This is a genomic window from Luteimicrobium sp. DT211, from assembly GCF_049844995.1.
GTDB lineage: Bacteria > Actinomycetota > Actinomycetes > Actinomycetales > Cellulomonadaceae > Luteimicrobium.
Genome location: NZ_JBNCMC010000004.1, coordinates 601,651 through 619,333 on the forward strand (window position 1 = coordinate 601,651; position 17,683 = coordinate 619,333).

A 17,683-nucleotide genomic window follows, 5' to 3' on the forward strand; every position below is an offset into this window, starting at 1 on the left:
CGGACGCCGGCGCCCCCGTTCACGTCCCCGCGCGCTCCAGGATCCGGTCCACGCCGGCGAGCGGGATGCCCACCCAGTCGGGGCGGTTGCGCACCTCGTAGACGACCTCGTACAGCGCCTTGTCGAGCTCGAGCGCGGCGAGCAGGTCGTCCTGCGCGCCGTCGCCCCCGCCGCCCGCGGGAGACGTCGCCGGGTTGCCGCCCCCGGCTCGGTACGCGTGCCAGAACGCGTCCCGCGCGTCGGCGGCCCACCGGGTGCCGTGCGCGCGCCCGACGGCGGCCGCGTAGTCGAACGACCGCAGCATGCCCGCGGCGTCGCGCAGCGCGAGGTCGGCGCGCGTCCGCTCGACGACGGGGCGCAGGGGCTCGCCCTCGAAGTCGAGGACCCGCCAGCCGTCCGCGCCGTGGAGCACCTGCCCGAGGTGCAGGTCGCCGTGGATGCGCTGGAGGCGCGGCAGCGCGTGCCGGTCGCCCGACGCCGCGAGCGCCGTCTCCGCGCGCACGTGCACCGCGGCGATGGCCGGCTCCCGGCGCGCCAGGACGGGCGCCTCACCGACGGCTCGCAGCGCCCGCGCTCGCAGGTCGTCCATCAGCCAGCCGGCGTCCACGACGGGACCCGTGCCGTACGCGCGCCGCAGGGCGGCGTGGAGCTGCGCGACCAGCGTGCCGAGCGCCGCCGCCTGCTCCGCGAACGACGCCGCCCGGCCGGCGAACGCGCAGGCGAGCTCGAAGCCGTCGTCGGCGCGGGGGACCAGCTCCGACAGGATCGCGAGGTGCAGCTCGACGGGCGGCGCGTCGGGCGCGCCACCGTCCACCGACCACCACGCGAGGGGCCGCGGCACCCCGTGCCAGCCCGCGCGGGCCAGGGCGCGCGGGACGTCGAGGTCGGGGTTCGGCCCAGACGCGACGGTGCGCAGGACCTTGAGGATCGCCCCGCCCGCCACCTGCGGCAGCAGCACCGAGGTGTTCGACTGCTCACCCGCGACGACCCGCGCGCCCGCGAGGTCCGGCCCGCCCGGCGCGTCCGTCTCCGCAACGGGCCCCGCGCCGTCCTCCCACCGTGCCCCCGCGAGCACCGCCGCCCAGAAGGCACGGTGCCGGGCGCCGTCGTGCACGACGTACGTGACGCCGTCGCTCTCGAGCGAGCCCACGGCGCTCGCGGGCGGCGTCCGGCCGTCCGGGGGCGCCGGCTCGACCACCACCGGCACGTGCAGCAGCGCAGCGTCCGGGGCTGGGGCCGCGGAAGGAGGCGCGCCGTCGTCGGGTGCGCGGGACACGTCCAGGAGGAGCGAGGCGACCCCGGGCCCGAGCGGGACCGTGCGCACGAGGCGCGCGCGTGTCGCGACGCCCTTGACCGGGTACCAGCGCTGGGCGGGCAGCCACGGGGCGAGGACCCGGGCGGCGTCACCGACGGGCAGGCCACCGACGACGACGTCGGGCGGGTGGGGGACGGTCACGGCGAGGGGGCCTCCTGCCGGGGGTCCGTGAGCACGAGCCAGTAGAAGTCGCGCGACCCGAGCGTCACGTGCGTGCGCTCGTCCGCGCCGACGGCGGGGAACGCCGCGCCCCCGAACACGTCGGCCAGCAGGGCGCCGCCGTGCCCGGGCAGCGTCAGCGAGGCCGCCGACGCCGTCGACGACAGGTTCGCCACGCACAGGATCGTCTCGTCCCCGGTGGACCGCAGGTACGCGAGGACCGACTCGTCCGTCGTCTCGACCTGCGTGTACGAGCCGACGCCGAACGCCCGGTGCTGGCGGCGGACCTTGAGCATCCCGTGCAGCCAGTGCAGCAGCGACGTCGGCTGCGCGAGCTGCGCCTCGACGTTCGTGTGGGCGTAGTGGTGCACGAGGGACTGCACGAGCGGCAGGTACACCTTGCCGGGGTCCGCGGTCGAGAAGCCCGCGTTGCGGTCGGGGGTCCACTGCATGGGGGTGCGGACGGAGTCGCGGTCGGGCAGCCAGATGTTGTCGCCCATCCCGATCTCGTCGCCGTAGTACAGGCACGGGCTGCCGGGGAGGCTGAGGAGCAGGGCGTGGGCCAGCTCGATCTCCTTGCGGGAGTTGTCGAGCAGGGGCGCGAGCCGCCGCCGGATGCCGACGTTCGCGCGCATGCGCGGGTCCTTCGCGTACCACCCGTACATCGCCGCGCGCTCCTCGGTGGACACCATCTCGAGCGTGAGCTCGTCGTGGTTGCGCAGGAACGTGCTCCACTGGGCGCCGCTCGTGGGGACGTCCGGGGTGTCGGCGAGGATGTCGACGAGCTGGGTCTGGCGCTGGTCCTTGATCGCGTAGAAGATCCGCGGCATCACGGGGAAGTGGAAGCACATGTGGCACTCCGGCTCCTCCTCGGTGCCGAAGTACTCCACGACCTCGTTCGGCCACTGGTTCGCCTCGGCGAGCAGGATCCGGCCCGGGAACTCCGTGTCCACCATCTTCCGCAGCCGACGCAGGAACGCGTGCGTCTCGGGCAGGTTCTCGCAGTTCGTGCCCTCGCGCTCGAACAGGTACGGCACCGCGTCGAGCCGGAAACCGTCGACACCGACCTGCAGCCAGTACCGCGCGACGTCGACCATCGCGTCCTGGACGTGCGGGTTGTCGAAGTTCAGGTCGGGCTGGTGGGAGAAGAACCGGTGCCAGAAGTACTGCCGCCGCACCGGGTCGAACGTCCAGTTGCTGGTCTCGGTGTCCGTGAAGATGATGCGGGCGTCCGGGTACCGGGTGTTGTCGTCGCTCCACACGTAGAAGTCGCCGTACGGCCCGTCGGGGTCGTTGCGCGACGCCTGGAACCACGGGTGCGCGTCGCTCGTGTGGTTCATCACCAGGTCGATCACGACGCGGATGCCGCGCTCGTGCGCCTTCTCGACGAGCTCCAGGAAGTCGGCCATCGTCCCGAACTGCGGCGCGATCGCGGTGTAGTCCGAGACGTCGTAGCCGCCGTCGCGCAGGGGGGAGGGGAAGAACGGCGGCAGCCACAGGCAGTCGATGCCCACCCACTGCAGGTAGTCGAGGCGGTCGATCAGCCCGCGGAGGTCGCCCGTTCCCGAGCCGTCCGAGTCCGAGAACGCGCGGGTGATGACCTCGTAGAAGACGGCGGTCCGGTACCACTGCGGGTCGTCCGACAGCCCGCGGCGCTCCATCCCCGGGGGGTGCGGCTGCTGCGCCGGCGGCAGGGCCCAGGTCGGGATGGGTGCCGTGGGCGGGGCCGAGACCAGGTGCTGGGGCGTCATGCCCGCCGAGGAGTCCGGGGTCACGAGGCCCTCACGTGCACGACGTGCGCCACCTGCACCGAGGGGTCGAGCCGCACGTACGCGTTCTGGCCCCAGGCGAACGTCGCGCCCGACAGCGTGTCGTGGGCCTCCATGACCGGGAACCAGGGGTCGTCGTGGCGTCGGTCCTCCGGGATCCCGAGCGCGTCCATGTCGAGAAAGACGGTGGTCTCCTGCACCTGGTGGGGGTCGAGGTTCACGACGACGAGCACCGTGTCCCCGACGGCGTCCGCCCGGGTGCCCGTGCTCGCGCCCGACTCGGACGACGGCGGCAGGCGGCGCGAGAACGCGAGCACCTGGTCGTTCGCCGTCGGGTGGACGGTGAGGTTGCGGAGCTGGCGCAGCGCCGGGTGCTCGCGGCGGATCTCGTTGAGGCGGCCGATCAGCAGCGCGATGCCGAGGTCGTCGCCGCGCGACCAGTCCCGCGGCTTGTACTCGTACTTCTCGTTGTCGATCTGTTCCTCGACCCCGGGCCGCGGCACGTTCTCCACGAGCTCGTAGCCCGAGTAGACGCCCCACGTGGGCGATCCCGTCGCCGCCAGGACCGCCCGCACCGCGAAGCCCGCCACGCCGCCCTGCTGCAGGTACGGGGGGAGGATGTCGTGCGTCGTCGGCCAGAACGACGGCCGCATCACCGAGCCCAGCGGGCCCGACACCTCCTGGAGGTACTCCGCGAGCTCGTCGCGCGTGTTGCGCCAGGTGAAGTACGTGTACGACTGGTGGAACCCGACCGTCGCGAGGGTGCGCATCATCGCCGGCTTGGTGAACGCCTCCGACAGGAAGATCACCTCCGGGTTCGTCCGGCGGAACTCCCCGAGCAGCCGCTCCCAGAAGGGCAGCGGCTTGGTGTGCGGGTTGTCCACGCGGAAGGCCGTGACGCCCGCGTCGACCCAGACGCGCAGCACCCGCAGGACCTCCTCGTAGATGCCCTCCGGGTCGTTGTCGAAGTTCAGCGGGTAGATGTCCTGGTACTTCTTGGGCGGGTTCTCCGCGTACGCGACCGAGCCGTCGGCGCGGCGCGTGAACCACTCGGGGTGCTCCGAGACCCACGGGTGGTCCGGCGAGCACTGCAGCGCGACGTCGAGCGCGACCTCGAGCCCGAGCTCGCGGGCTTTGCGGACGAGCGCGCGGAAGTCGTCGAACGTGCCGAGGTCCGGGTGGATCGCGTCGTGGCCGCCGTCCGGCGAGCCGATCGCGTAGGGCGACCCGGGGTCGCCCTTCTGCGGGGAGAGGGAGTTGTTGCGGCCCTTGCGGAACGTGGTGCCGATGGGGTGGACCGGCGTCAGGTAGACGACGTCGAAGCCCATCGCGGCGACCGCGGGCAGCCGCTTCGCCGCGGTCGCGAACGTCCCGGACCGCCAGCTGCCGTCGCGGGCCTGCTTCGCGCCCTCCGAGCGGGGGAACAGCTCGTACCACGAGCCGGCGAGCGCGAGCGGGCGGTCGACCACGAGCGGGTACGTGTCCGACGGCGAGACGAGGTCGCGCAGCGGGTGGAGGGCCAGTGCCGCCAGCACCTGCTCGCTCGTGGCCGCGGCGAACCGGACCTCCGGCGGCAGCCCCGCGTCGGCCAGCGCGGACGCGGCGGCCCGCAGCACCTCCTGCGCCGAGCCCGGCCGGCCGGGCACCGTGAGGATCCGCTCGAACAGCGCCGCGCCCTCCGCGAGCATGAGCTGGACGTCGATGCCGGCGGGGATCTTGATGCCGGCGTCGTGGCGCCACGTCGCGTACGGGTCCGACCAGCCCTCGACGCGCAGCCCCCAGGTTCCCGTCTCGTCCGGGGACACGTAGCCGCGGAACCGGTCCAGCCCGGGCTCGACGTCGACCATCGGCGACGTGAAGCGGTCGCGGCCGTCGGGACCCACGAGGACGGCCGTCGCAGCGACCGCGTCGTGGCCCTCGCGGAACACCGTCGCCTCGACGGGCACCAGCTCGCCGACCGCCGCCTTCGCGGGCCAGCGGCCCTCCGCGATCGTCGGGGACACCTCGACGACGGGGATGCGCCCGATGCCCGGCGCGCCCGTGACGGTCGCGCCCTGGGGGAAGCCCGACGGTGCCGCGGGTGCCGCGGGTGCCGGGGGTGCGGCGCGGCCGCGGGTGGTGCGGGTGGGCGGCGTCGTCCGGGGCGGACGGGGCGCGCGAGCGGAGCCTGCGGACGAGCGGGGGGTGGTCGGAACGGTCGGGGCATCGGTGTCGCGAGGCGCTGCGGCGGCGGGCCGGGGCGTGGCGCGGCGGGGCGAGGTCACGGTTCGAACTTACAGCCGCGGGCCCGAGCGCTCCCGCCGAGCAACCCCGCGCGCCTTGCCCGGGCGTCTTCCTCCGCCGAGTACGCGGATTTCCGTCGAGTACGAGGGCGTGGTGCTCGTACTCGGCGGAAACCCTCGTACTCGGCGATCACGTCCGCCGACGGCGACGCCCGGCCGCCAGCGCTGCCCGCACCCGGGCGACGAGCCGCTCGGGATCGGCCAGGTCCTCCCACGTGACGCGGACGATGATCCATCCCGCCTCGACCAGCGCGTCGTGGCGCCGCTTCTCGTCGAGCAGGCGGCGCCGCGGGTCGCCGTACTCGCCGCCGCTGTACTTGATCGCCCCGTCGAACTCGATGCCGACTTTCAGGTCCGGCCAGCCGAGGTCGACCCAGCGGGTGCCGAGGAACGTCTCGACGGGGATGGCGAGATCGGGGGCAGGGAGCCCGGCTGCGGCCAGCTGCCAGCGCGTCCGCGACTCGCCCACGGAGTCGGAGCGCGCGTCCGCCAGTGCGATCACGCGCCGGGCGAGCCTGATGCCTCGCCGCCCGACGGCATCGTCCGCCTGAGCGACGAGCGACGCGAGGTCGGCGCCGGCGAACAGCGCCGAATCCACCACGGGGAGCGCGCGTTCGGGCGTCATGCTGCATGCGCAGTCGAGCGCCGTGCGGACGAGGGAGGTCACCGGGAGCCCGCCGACGACGGTCCGATCCGCCTCCGGGAGCGCGTCGGCGTGGCGGTGCACCTTCGGGAGCTTGTCCTGTGGTGGCTTCGAGAGCTGCGTGACATGGACCTCGGCTCCCGGCCGCCACACCCGGCAGCCCCAGAGCAGAGCGGCCGTCTCGTGGCTGAACCAGAACGGCGTCGAGAGTCTCCTGCTCGTGGCGCGCACCCCGAGCAGCTGGAGCCCTTCGGAGCGCTGCCAGCGCGGCTCCGACGGTGGTGCGTGCCCGATCACGCCGGGAGCGACCCGGACGAGGGTGCCGTTCCTGAGGCCGGTCCGCAGCTCGGCCGCGGGGACGTCGTCGGAGCGCAGGACCTCAGGAACCACGGGCCGACGCAACGCCCGGCGGGGAGCGGATCGGGCCTGCGGAGTCTCGCGCGCGGTGGCGGTCACGATGTTCGTCACACCGGCGAGCGTGCATGACGCCGGCCGCGACGGACGGGTCGTCTGCGCGCCTGTGGACGAGACGACGGTCTGTGGTCGGCCCTCGCCTCGGTGGTCACCGAGTACGAGGATCTTCGTCGAGTACGAGGGCCTGATGCTCGTACTCGGCGGAAATCCTCGTACTCGGCGGAGGAGTCGGCGTCAGGGGCGGAGTCAGCGGGCCAGGGCGCGGCCCACGGTCCGGCCGGTGAACAGGCAGCCGCCGAGGAACGTGCCCTCGAGCGCGCGGTGCCCGTGGGCGCCACCGCCGCCGAAACCCGAGGCCTCGCCGACGGCCCACAGCCCCTCGAGAACCTCGCCGTCGGACCGCAGCACCCGCCCGACGGCGTCGGTGTGCAGCCCGCCCAGCGTCTTGCGGGTCAGCACCGAGAGCCGCACGGCGAGCAGCGGCCCGTCCTTGGGGTCGGTCAGCGGCCGTGGGGGCGCGACGCGGATCAGCCGGTCGACCGTGAAGCGCCGCGCCATGGCCGTCGCCACGACCTGGTGGTCCTTGCCGAGCCCGCTCGTGACCTGGGCGTCGCGCAGGGCGATGGTCCGGGCCAGCTCGCCGGCGTCGATGCGGCGCTCGCCGACGAGCGCGTTCATGCCGGCGGCGAGGTCCGCTGGGGTCGCCGCGAACACGAACTCGGGCGACTTCTCCGCGAACGCCGCGACCGGCCCGACGGCGCCCGGCAGCACCCGCCTGGTGAGCAGCCGGACGTCCTTGCGGGTGAGGTCGGGGTTCTGCTCGCTCCCGGAGAGGGCGAACTCGGACTCCATGATCTTGCGGTTGAGGACGAACCAGGAGTGCGTGTCGCTCTGCCTGGTCACGTGCTGGAGGGAGCCGAGGGCGTCGAAGCCGGGGTAGAGCGGCTGGGGGAACCGGCGCCCGTCGGCGTCGAGCCACAGCGACGACGGCCCGGGCAGGATCCGGATGCCGTGGTTCGTCCAGACGGGCGAGTGGTTGGCGATGCCCTCGGGGTAGTGCCACATGCGGTCCTCGTGGACCATCGCGGCGCCGGAGTCGCGGGCGACCTCGAGGAGCAGGCCGTCGGTCGAGTCAGGCACGCCCTGGAGCATCCGCGGCGGCAGCGTCCCGGCGTCGCGGGGCCAGCGCGCCCGCACGAGGTCGTGGTTCGCCCCGATCCCGCCCGACGCGATCACGACGGCGCCCGCCGCGAGCTCGACCTCGCCCACGACCTCGCGCGACGACGGGACGCCGCGCGCGCCGTCGTCGGGGGCGAGGATCTCGGCGCGGACGCCGGTGACGCGCCCGTCGGCGACGACGAGGTCGGTGACCCGGTGCCGGAACCGCACGTCGAGCAGCCCGCCGCGCGCGGCGTCGAGCGCCGCAGCGACGAACGGCTCGACGACGCCCGGCCCGGTGCCCCAGGTGACGTGGAACCGGGGGACGGAGTTGCCGTGCCCGTCGGCGAGGTAGCCGCCGCGCTCCGCCCACTGGACGAGCGGGAACCAGCGCACGCCCTTGCCGTGCAGCCAGGACCGCATGCCGCCGGCGGCGAAGTCGACGAACCCGCGGGCCCACGCGTACCCGTGGCGGTCGGGGCCCTCGCCGCGCTCGGCGCCGGGCTCGAACTGCGCCGAGCCGAGCCAGTCCGAGAACGCGAGGTCGGCGCTGTCGTGCACGCCGAGGCGCCGCTGCTCGGGCGAGTCGACCAGGAAGAGCCCGCCGAACGACCAGAACGCCTGGCCGCCGAGGCTCGCGCGGGGCTCCTGGTCGAGCAGCAGCACGCGCTTGCCGGCGGCGGTGAGCTCGCCCGCGGTGACGAGGCCGGAGAGCCCGGCCCCGACGACGATGACGTCGACCTCGGTGTCGTTCATGCCGCGGAGCGTACCCGGTGCGGGCAGGCGTTCTGCCGTCGTGGCCGGGACCGGGACAGCAGGGGGCGGCCGCACGGGTCAGTCGCGCGGGGCCGCCAGGTAGACGACGACGGACAGCGCGTCGAGCAGGACCCGGTCGCCGGGCTCGCGCTCGGGGTGCTCGGCCATGGCGCGCGTGCCCGACGTCGAGCTCCACGCCCGCCGCCACCGCCGGTCGGTGTTGCCCCGCCCGGCGAGCGCGACCTCCATGGGGGACAGCGCGCCGTTGAGCACGACCAGCACGTGCGACGACCCGGCGACGGGGGTGCGCCGCATCATCTGGAGCGTCCGGGCCTCGGGGTCGTGCCAGTCGTCGTGGGTGAAGGGCTCGCCGGCGGCGTCGTACCAGGCGAGGTCGGGCTGGGAGGGCGCGTCGCCGGGGAGCGGGGTGCCGCGGTAGAACGCGTCGACGCGCAGCGCCGGGTGCTCGCGCCGGAGCGCGAGCAGCGTGCGGGTCGAGGCGAGGAGCTCCTGCTGCCAGGGTGCGAGGTCCCAGTCGACCCACGACGTCGCGTCGTCCTGGCAGTACGCGTTGTTGTTGCCGCGCTGGGTCCGGCCGAGCTCGTCGCCCGCCGTCAGCATGGGCGTCCCCGCCGCGAGCAGCAGGGTCGCGAGCAGGTTCCGCACGCTCCGGGCCCGCAGCGCCGCCACGCGCGCGGTCCGGGGGTCGCGCGGGTCGCCGACGCCCTCGATCCCGTGGTTCCAGGACCGGTTGTCGCCCGAGCCGTCGCGCCCGTCCTCCCCGTTGGCCTCGTTGTGCTTGCGGTCGTAGGTGGCGAGGTCGCGCAGCGTGAATCCGTCGTGGGCGGTCACGAAGTTCACCGATGCGACGGGTCCCCGGGCGAGCGGCGGGTCGCTGTGCCCGAACAGGTCGGCGCTCCCCGCGAGGCGGGTCGCGAGGTCGCGGACGCCGTCGTGCCCGGGGCCCGGCTCGCCACGCTGGAGGCGGGCGACGTCGGCGAGCCAGAACTGTCGGACGACGTCGCGGAAGCGGTCGTTCCACTCGGCGAAGGGCGGCGGGAACTGGCCCGTGCGCCACCCGCCCGGCCCGACGTCCCACGGCTCGGCGACGAGCTTGAGGTTGGCGAGCGACGGGTCGTTCTGCAGCGCGACGAGGAACGGGTGGTCGGCCTGGAACCCGGCGAACGAGCGGCCGAGCGTGACCGCGAGGTCGAACCGGAAGCCGTCCACGCCCACGACGTCCGCCCAGTAGCGCAGCGAGTCCAGCGCGAGCTGCACGACGCGCGGCCGGCGGAAGTCCAGCGTGTTGCCCGTGCCGGTGGTGTCGACGAGGCGCGCGGGCACGTTCCCGTCGTGCAGGTAGTAGGTGGTGTTGTCGAGCCCGCGCCACGACAGCTGCGGGCCGTCGACGCCGCCCTCGCACGTGTGGTTGTAGACGACGTCGAGCAGCACCTCGATGCCGGCCTCGTGCAGCGCGTGCACGGCGGAGCGGATCTCGTCGAGGACGGCGCCCGGGCCGGCGTCCTGCGCGGCGCGCGTCGCGTACGACGGCTCGGGCGCGAAGAAGCCCAGCGTGTTGTAGCCCCAGTAGTTCGTCAGGCCCTTCTCGACGAGGTGCGGCTCGTCGGCCTTGGCGTGCACCGGCAGCAGCTCGATCGCCGTGACGCCCAGCGCGGTCAGGTGCCGGACGACGGCCGGGTGGCCGAGCGCCGCGTACGTGCCCCGGAGCTCCTCGGGCACGTCGGGGTGGAGCATCGTCAGGCCGCGGACGTGCGCCTCGTACACGACGGTGTCGCTCCACGGGACGTACGGCCGGTTGGCGCGCGGGTCGGGGCTGCGGTCGCGGATGCCCTCGACGTCGACGACCACGGAGTGGGGCACGTGCGGCGCCGAGTCGCGCGGGTCGGCGGGACCGAACGGGTCACCCGGCGCGTACCCCGCGACGGCCCCGTCGAGGTCGGTCCGCCCGACGACGCCGCGAGCGTACGGGTCGACGAGCAGCTTCGCCGGGTTGTGCCGCAGCCCGGCGGCGGGGTCCCACGCGCCGCGCACCCGGAAGCCGTAGCGCTGGCCCGGCGCCACCCCGGGCACGTGCGCGTGCCAGACGCCGAAGCTCGGGCCCTCGAGGGGGACGCGGCGCTCGCGCAGGGCCCCGTCGGACGCGGGGTCGAGCAGGCACAGGTCGACGGCGGTGGCGTGCGACGCGAGGACCGCGACGCTCACGCCGTCGGGAGTCACGTGGACGCCGAGCGGCGGCGTCGCGACGTGGCGCGGGGACGGTGGCACGCGTCTCAGTCTGACGACGACGGCGCCCCCCGGCCAAACGGAGGGCCGGGAGGCGCCGTCGTGGTGAGTGCTCAGTCCTCGGTCGACTCCGCCTTCCCGGCCGAGATGAGCTCCATGATCGACGAGTCGGCGAGCGTCGTCACGTCGCCGACGGGCCGCTTCTCGGCGACGTCACGGAGCAGGCGCCGCATGATCTTGCCGGACCGCGTCTTGGGCAGCTCCGGCACGATCATGATCTGCCGCGGCTTCGCGATCGGGCCGATCTGCGTGCGGACGTGAGCCGACAGCTCCTGCACGACCTCGGGTCCGCCGTCGCCGGCCTCCTCGCGGAGGATGACGTACGCCACCACGGCCTGGCCGGTCGTCTCGTCGCTCGCCCCCACGACGGCCGCCTCCGCGACCTTCGGGTGCGAGACGAGCGCCGACTCGATCTCCGTGGTCGACAGGCGGTGCCCCGAGACGTTCATGACGTCGTCGACGCGCCCGAGCAGCCAGACGTCGCCGTCCTCGTCCTTCTTCGCGCCGTCGCCGGCGAAGTAGTAGCCCTGGTCCCTGAAGCGTGACCAGTACGTGTCCACGTAGCGGTCGTCGTCGCCCCAGATCGTCCGCAGCATCGACGGCCACGGCTGGGTGAGCACGAGGTAGCCGCCGGACCCGTTCGGGACGGGTACGCCGGCGTCGTCGACGACGTCCGCACCCACGCCCGGAAGGGCCGTCATGGCGGACCCCGGCTTGCCCGCGGTCACGCCCGGCAGTGGGCTGATCATGATCGCGCCGGTCTCGGTCTGCCACCACGTGTCGACGACGGGGACCTTCCCGCCGCCGATGACGTCCCGGTACCAGATGTAGGCCTCGGGGTTGATGGGCTCGCCGACCGAGCCGAGGAGCCGGACGGACGACAGGTCGTGCCGGTCGGGGATCTCCCGGCCCTGCTTCATGAACGAGCGGATCGCCGTGGGGGCCGTGTAGAAGATCGAGACTTTCTTCTCCTCGATGACCCGCCACCACCGGCCCCGCTCGGGGAAGTCGGGCGTCCCCTCGTACATCACCTGCGTGACGCCGTTCGCGAGCGGCCCGTAGACGAGGTACGAGTGGCCGGTGATCCAGCCGATGTCGGCGCTGCACCAGTACACGTCGGTGTCGGCCTTGAGGTCGAACACGGCCCAGTGCGTCCACGCCGCCTGCGTCAGGTAGCCGCCGGTGGTGTGGAGGATGCCCTTCGGCTTGCCCGTCGTGCCCGACGTGTACATGACGAACAGCGGGTGCTCGGCGTCGAAGGCCTGCGGGACGTGTTCCGCGGACGCGACGTCGACCGTCTCGTGCCACCAGACGTCGCGCTCGTGCCACGCGACGTCCTGGCCGGTGCGGCGCACCACGAGGACCGTGGGCACCTCGTGCCCGGCGCGGGCCGCGATCTCGACGGCGTCGTCGACGGCCGGCTTGAGCGCCGACGCTGCCCCGCGCCGGTACCCGCCGTCCGCCGTGATGACCAGCGTGGCCCGGCAGTCCTCGATGCGGCTCGCCAGCGCCTCGGCGGAGAACCCGCCGAAGACGACCGTGTGGATCGCCCCGATGCGGGCGCACGCGAGCATCGCGACGACCGCCTCGGGGATCATCGGGAGGTAGATCGCGACCCGGTCGCCGTCCCGGACCCCGAGCGCCCCCAGCGCGTTCGCGGCGCGGGACACCTCCGCCTGGAGGTCGGCGTACGTGAGGTCGCGGCTGTCGTCCTCGGGCTCGCCCACCCAGTGGAGCGCGACGCGGTCGCCGCGCCCGTTCTCGACGTGCCGGTCCACGCAGTTGTAGGCGGCGTTGAGGGTCCCGCCCACGAACCACTTCGCGAACGGCGGGTCGTCCCAGTCGAGGACGCGGTCCCAGCGGCGCTCCCAGCTCAGGCGCTCGGCGGCCTGCTCCCAGAACGCCTCCGGGTCGGCCGCGGCCCGGGCGTAGGCGTCGGCGGTGACGTTGGCGTGCGCAGCGAGCTCGGGCGGCGGCGCGAACCGGCGGTTCTCGTGGAGCAGGTTGGACAGGGTCTCGTCAGTCACGATGGTTCACTTCCGTCCGTCGCGCGGCTCAGCGCGGGCCCGTGGGGAGGACGGGGCGCTTGTTCGTGAACGCCAGCACCCCCGCGAACGACGCGTACCAGGCCACCAGCGCGGTCGCGACACCGAACCAGCCGCCCGCCTTGGTGAGGCCCGACGTGTCGGTGAGGTCGGCGAGCGCGAGCAGCAGGAACGTGACCGTCAGAAGCCCGAACACGGCGATCAACGCCCCCGACGTGCGCAGCGAGGCGAGGAACATGTACGCCGTGAAGATCGCCCAGGCGAGCAGGAACAGCCCGATCCCGTGCCCGGCGTCCTTGGGGTCGACCCCGCTGAGGTCGGTGTGACCGGTGAGGTACCAGAACGCGATCCAGAACGCGCCGAACGACGTGAACGCGGTGGCGCCGAACGTGTTGCCCTTGGCGAACTCCCACATTCCCGCGAGCATCTGCGCGATGCCGCCGTACGCGAGCGCCAGCCCGAACACGACGGGCTCGGCCTTGAACAGCCCGGTGTTGGTGAAGCTGAGCACGAACGTCGTCAGCGCGAACGCGGCGAGCCCGAGCGGCGCGGGGTCGGCGAACGCGGCGGCGCCGCGGGGCGGTTCGGGTGCGGGCGGCGTCGTGACGTCGCGCGGGGGATTCACAGCGGTCATGAACACTCCTCCTTGAGCGTGGCCTCGGCTCCGAGGCGCCACCGACGCTAGTGACCGGGGCGGGTGCCCGGTACGCCCCGTGCCGCCGGATCGGTGAGCGGCCCGCCCGCTGCGACGAGCGTCGTCGGCGGTGCGACGAGCGGTGCTTCTGCTGCGACGAGCGACGAGGTCAGTCGTCGGCGCCGCGGGCGCGGAAGCCGTCGCGGTCGAGGACGACGGCCTCCGGGGTGTGGAGCCGGACCATGATCCGGGCGACGTGGGGCGGACGCGCACCGCGCGTGAGCAGCGAGACGACGACCATCGTCGCGAATGCGGCGGGCACGGTGACCAGAGCGGGCTGCGCGACCATGACGCCCGGCCCGCCGCCCGGTACCGCGCCCGTCGTGACGGTCAGCACCGCCGCGGTCGACAGCACCCCGCCGACGACCATCCCCGCGACGGCGCCGGGCGACGTCAGGCCGCGCCACCAGATGCCGAGCAGGAGCAGCGGGCACAGCGTCGACGCGGCGACGACGAACGCGAGCTCGACGGCCTGCGCGACGGCGAGCCCGCTCGTCAGGAGGGTGAGCGCGAGGGCGCAGGCCGCGACCGCGGCGCCGGCCACCTGGAACGCGGGCACCGGGGGTAGCCGCCGCCCGATGACGTCCTGCCCGACGACGCCCGCGATCGACAGCACGAGCCCCGACGACGTCGACAGGAACGCGGCGAAGGCGCCCGCGGCGAGCACCGCGACGAGGACGTCGCCGAGCGTCCCGCCGACGACGTGCCCGGGCAGCGTGAGGATCGCTGCGTCGGCTGCCCCGGTCCCGGGCGTGGGAGTCTCGGGCAGGTACGCGCGGGCCAGCGCCCCGTAGACGGGCGGCAGCACGTAGAACACGCCGAGCAGCGCGAGCACGACGACGGTCGTGCGGCGGGCGGCCCGGCCGTCGCGGTTCGTGTAGAACCGGACGGCAACGTGGGGCAGCCCCATGGTGCCGAGGAACAGCGCGACGACGAGCGAGTACGTGACGTAGAGGCCCTGGCCGCCGTGCACGGGCTCGAGCCAGCCGGGGTCGCGCAGCCGCTCCACGACGACCTGCCCGCCGCCCGACCGGCGCACGAGCAGGAACGCGAGCGGCAGGCACAGGGCGACGAGCTTGAGCCAGTACTGGAGCGCCTGGGCGAGGGTGATGCTGCGCATCCCGCCGACGGTGACGTTGACGAGGACGACGGCCGCGACGATCGCGGCCCCGACCCACGTCGGCGCGCCCGTCAGGATGCGCAGCGTGAGCCCGGCCTCGCGGAACTGGGGCACGAGGTAGAGGACCGCCACGACGACGACCGCCGTGCTCGCCGCGGTCCGGGCGGCGCGCGTCCCGAGCCGCAGCTCCGCGAAGTCGGGCAGCGTGTACGCGCGCGAGCGCCGCAGCGGGGCGGCGACGAAGAGCAGGAGGAGCAGGTAGCCGGCCGTCCACCCGACGGGGTACCAGAGGCTCGTCGCGCCGCGGGACAGCACGAGCCCCGCGATGCCCAGGAACGACGCCGCCGACAGGTACTCGCCGCTCACCGCCGCCGCGTTGGTCGCGGGGGAGATGGCGCGGGACGCGACGTAGTACTCGCTCGGGGTCCGCGCGCGCCGGAGGCTGAAGGCGCCCGCGCCGAGCGTGAGGGCGACGACGACGACCACCCCGACGACGGTCGCGAGGGCGCGCGTGCTCACGGGCGTTCCGAGGGCGGCGGGCGCGTCTCGAGGAGCTCGACGAACGCGCGCTCGTTGCGCTCCGCGCGTCGGACGTACCAAACGGCCAGCGCGATCAGGACGGGGTAGCAGCCGGCGCCGAGCACGAGCCAGGGCAGCGTGACGCCGAGCAGGCGCACCTCGCCGAGGCCGGGCGCGACGACGAACAGCACCGGCAGGAGCCCGACGGTCACGGCCAGCACCCCGCACACGACGAGCGCGAGCCGGAGCTGGGCGCGCACGAGCGACCGGACGTACACCTCGCCGACCTGTGTCTGCGCGTCGATCTCGGAGGTGATGGTCGTGCGGCGCCGCCGGTGCGTGGGGGGCGCCGTGACGGTGACCCGGCCGGCCCGGCCGACGCGCCCGGTCGGCTCGCCGCTCACCCGGGCGCCCGGCGGGTGCGGCGCAGGGCTTCGCGCAGCGCGGGCGTGTGCCGGCGGCTCACGGGCAGCTCTCTCCCGCCGACGACGACGGCCACGCGGCCGCCCGACTCCCGCACCTCCTCGACGTGCGCGAGCGAGACGAGCACGGAGCGGTGCACGCGGACGAACCCGGCCGGCCCCCACCGCTCCTCGAGGCCCGTGACGGTGAGGCGCACCAGGTGGCTGCCGTCGCCGGTGTGGAGGCGGCTGTAGTCGCCGTGGGCCTCGACGTAGCGCACCTGGGAGCGCGCGACGAGCCGGGTGACGCCGCCGAGCTCGACGGCGATGGCGTCGTCGGGCGGGGCCGGCGGCGTCTCGGCGCGGGGCGTGGGGGTCGCCGGCGCGGGGCCGCCGCGCTCGGCGCGGATGCGGCGGACGGCCTCGCGCAGGCGCGGCTCGCGCACGGGCTTGAGCAGGTAGTCGACGGCGGACAGCTCGAACGCGGTCACCGCGTGCTCGGCGTGCGCGGTCACGAACGCGACGGCCGGCGGGTCGCGGAACCGGGCGAGGGTGGCGGCGAGCTCGAGCCCGTCGAGGCCGGGCATCGCGACGTCGAGGAACACCGCGTCGACGTCGGCGTCGCGCAGCACCCGCAGCGCGTCGGGGACGGACCCGGCCGCCAGGATCGGCCCGACGCGCGGGTCCCGGCCCAGCAGGTAGGCGAGCTCGTCGCGGGCGGGGGCCTCGTCGTCGACGACGAGCACGCGCAGCGGCGCCGTCATACGGCGACCCCCGGCGCGACGCCGGGCGCGAACTTCGGGATCCGCACGCTCACCTTGGTGCCAGCGCCCGGCGCCGTCTCCACCACGACCCCGTACTCGTCGCCGAACACCGACCGCAGGCGCTCGTCGACGTTGTGCAGGCCGAGCGAGTCGAGGGTCGTGTCGCCCGCGAGGACCCGGCGGATGCGCTCGGGGTCCTCGCCGACGCCGTCGTCCTCGACGGTGATGACGGCCTCGCGGTCGAGGTCGCGCGCCCGGATGGTCACGCAGCCGCCCTCGGGCTTGGGCGCCAGCCCGTGCCGGACGGCGTTCTCGACGAGCGGCTGCAGGCACAGCACCGGCAGCACCACGGGGAGCACCTCGGGCGCGATCCGCACGTGGACGCCGATCCGCCCGCCGAACCGCGCCTGCTCGAGCACGAGGTAGCGCTGCACGGACTCGAGCTCCTCCTCGAGCGTCGTGAAGTCGCCGAGCCGCCGCAGCGAGTAGCGCGTGAAGTCGGCGAAGTCGAGCAGCAGCTCGCGCGCCCGATCGGGGTCGGTGCGCACGAACGACGCGATCGCCGTCAGGGCGTTGCACACGAAGTGCGGCGAGATCTGCGCCCGCAGGGCCCGCAGCTCCGCTTCGATGAGACGGGAGCGCGACAGCTCGAGCTCGCCGCGCTCGAGCTGGGTCGAGACCCAGTCCGCGAGCTCCGTCGTGGCCCGCACCAGGGCGGCCTGCGCATCGGGTGCGTACACCTGGAGCGTCCCGACGACGACGTCGTCGACCGTGAGCGGCGACACCACCACGTGGCGTACCGGGCACGGCCCGTCGCAGCCCAGCTCCCGGTGCCCGACGACGTCCGTGCGCCCGTGCGCGACCCCCGCCGTCGCGAGGGCGTGCGCGTCCGCGCGGTGGGTGTCGTCGCCGTCCCAGGCGAGCAGGGTCTCGGTGTCGGTGAGCGCCACGGCGTGCGCCCCGACGAGGGTGCGCAGGTGGCGGACCGAGTTCTCCGCGGAGGCCGGCGTGAGGCCGTCGCGGAACGCCGTGGCCATGAGCGAGGCGGTGTGGAGCGTCTCGAACGTGGCGCGGTCGGCGTCGCTGCCGAGGTGCTGCCCGCGCAGCCATGACCGCCGTGTCATGCGGAACAGGGTACGACCCCGCTCCGTGAAGGTCGGACGTAGCGCGACCCACCTCCACAGTTCCGGTCCGTCCGACCGGCAGCGGACCGGTTGCGGAGGCGGATCAAGCCCTGAGCCTTGGGGGCGGGTGGTCCCCTGGCCGGCTGTGTAGGTGGGTCGCGCTACCTCGCCGACGTCGGGCGTGCGTAGCGGCACCAGCCACCACAGTCCGGTCGC

General features: G+C 74.4%; 12 protein-coding genes. All 12 read right to left on the reverse strand.

Annotation, left to right across the window (positions count from 1 at the left end; genetic code table 11):
- Positions 1–19: 19 nt before the first annotated feature.
- Positions 20–1,456: a maltokinase N-terminal cap-like domain-containing protein gene (locus ACLQ14_RS13690; protein WP_425813861.1), complete on the reverse strand. Its 1,437-nt coding sequence runs from the start codon at positions 1,454–1,456 to the stop codon at positions 20–22.
- Entirely contained in the window at positions 1,453–3,225 is a 1,773-nt protein-coding gene (gene treS / locus ACLQ14_RS13695) for a maltose alpha-D-glucosyltransferase (RefSeq protein WP_425813997.1), read from the reverse strand. Before treS ends, ACLQ14_RS13690 begins: the two co-directional genes overlap by 4 nt.
- A 20-nt stretch (positions 3,226–3,245) precedes the next feature.
- Entirely contained in the window at positions 3,246–5,507 is a 2,262-nt protein-coding gene (locus ACLQ14_RS13700; protein ID WP_425813863.1) for a maltotransferase domain-containing protein, read from the reverse strand.
- A 148-nt stretch (positions 5,508–5,655) separates the two neighbouring features.
- Complete coding sequence (locus ACLQ14_RS13705) at positions 5,656–6,636, reverse strand: hypothetical protein (RefSeq protein ID WP_425813865.1); 981 nt, start codon at positions 6,634–6,636, stop codon at positions 5,656–5,658.
- A gap of 192 nt (positions 6,637–6,828) precedes the next feature.
- On the reverse strand, positions 6,829–8,496 hold the full coding sequence (locus ACLQ14_RS13710; protein ID WP_425813867.1) for an FAD-binding dehydrogenase: 1,668 nt from the start codon (positions 8,494–8,496) through the stop codon (positions 6,829–6,831).
- A gap of 78 nt (positions 8,497–8,574) precedes the next feature.
- Complete coding sequence (gene glgX, locus ACLQ14_RS13715; protein WP_425813869.1) at positions 8,575–10,782, reverse strand: glycogen debranching protein GlgX; 2,208 nt, start codon at positions 10,780–10,782, stop codon at positions 8,575–8,577.
- Between the two features lie 71 nt (positions 10,783–10,853).
- Positions 10,854–12,827 carry an acetate--CoA ligase gene (gene acs / locus ACLQ14_RS13720; RefSeq protein WP_425813871.1) on the reverse strand — a complete coding sequence of 658 codons (1,974 nt, stop codon included), beginning with the start codon at positions 12,825–12,827 and terminating at the stop codon, positions 10,854–10,856.
- Positions 12,828–12,855: 28 nt separating this feature from the next.
- Complete coding sequence (locus tag ACLQ14_RS13725; protein WP_425813873.1) at positions 12,856–13,479, reverse strand: acetate uptake transporter; 624 nt, start codon at positions 13,477–13,479, stop codon at positions 12,856–12,858.
- A gap of 169 nt (positions 13,480–13,648) precedes the next feature.
- Positions 13,649–15,178 carry a cation acetate symporter gene (locus ACLQ14_RS13730; RefSeq protein WP_425813875.1) on the reverse strand — a complete coding sequence of 510 codons (1,530 nt, stop codon included), beginning with the start codon at positions 15,176–15,178 and terminating at the stop codon, positions 13,649–13,651.
- Positions 15,175–15,582 carry a hypothetical protein gene (locus ACLQ14_RS13735; RefSeq protein WP_425813877.1) on the reverse strand — a complete coding sequence of 136 codons (408 nt, stop codon included), beginning with the start codon at positions 15,580–15,582 and terminating at the stop codon, positions 15,175–15,177. The genes ACLQ14_RS13730 and ACLQ14_RS13735 overlap by 4 nt, the downstream gene beginning before the upstream one ends.
- A complete protein-coding gene (locus ACLQ14_RS13740) occupies positions 15,579–16,343 on the reverse strand; it encodes a LytR/AlgR family response regulator transcription factor (RefSeq protein ID WP_425813879.1) in 765 nt (254 codons plus the stop codon). The genes ACLQ14_RS13735 and ACLQ14_RS13740 overlap by 4 nt, the downstream gene beginning before the upstream one ends.
- Positions 16,340–17,467, reverse strand: coding sequence for a sensor histidine kinase (locus ACLQ14_RS13745; protein WP_425813881.1), 1,128 nt, complete (start codon positions 17,465–17,467; stop codon positions 16,340–16,342). Before ACLQ14_RS13745 ends, ACLQ14_RS13740 begins: the two co-directional genes overlap by 4 nt.
- Positions 17,468–17,683 lie beyond the last annotated feature (216 nt).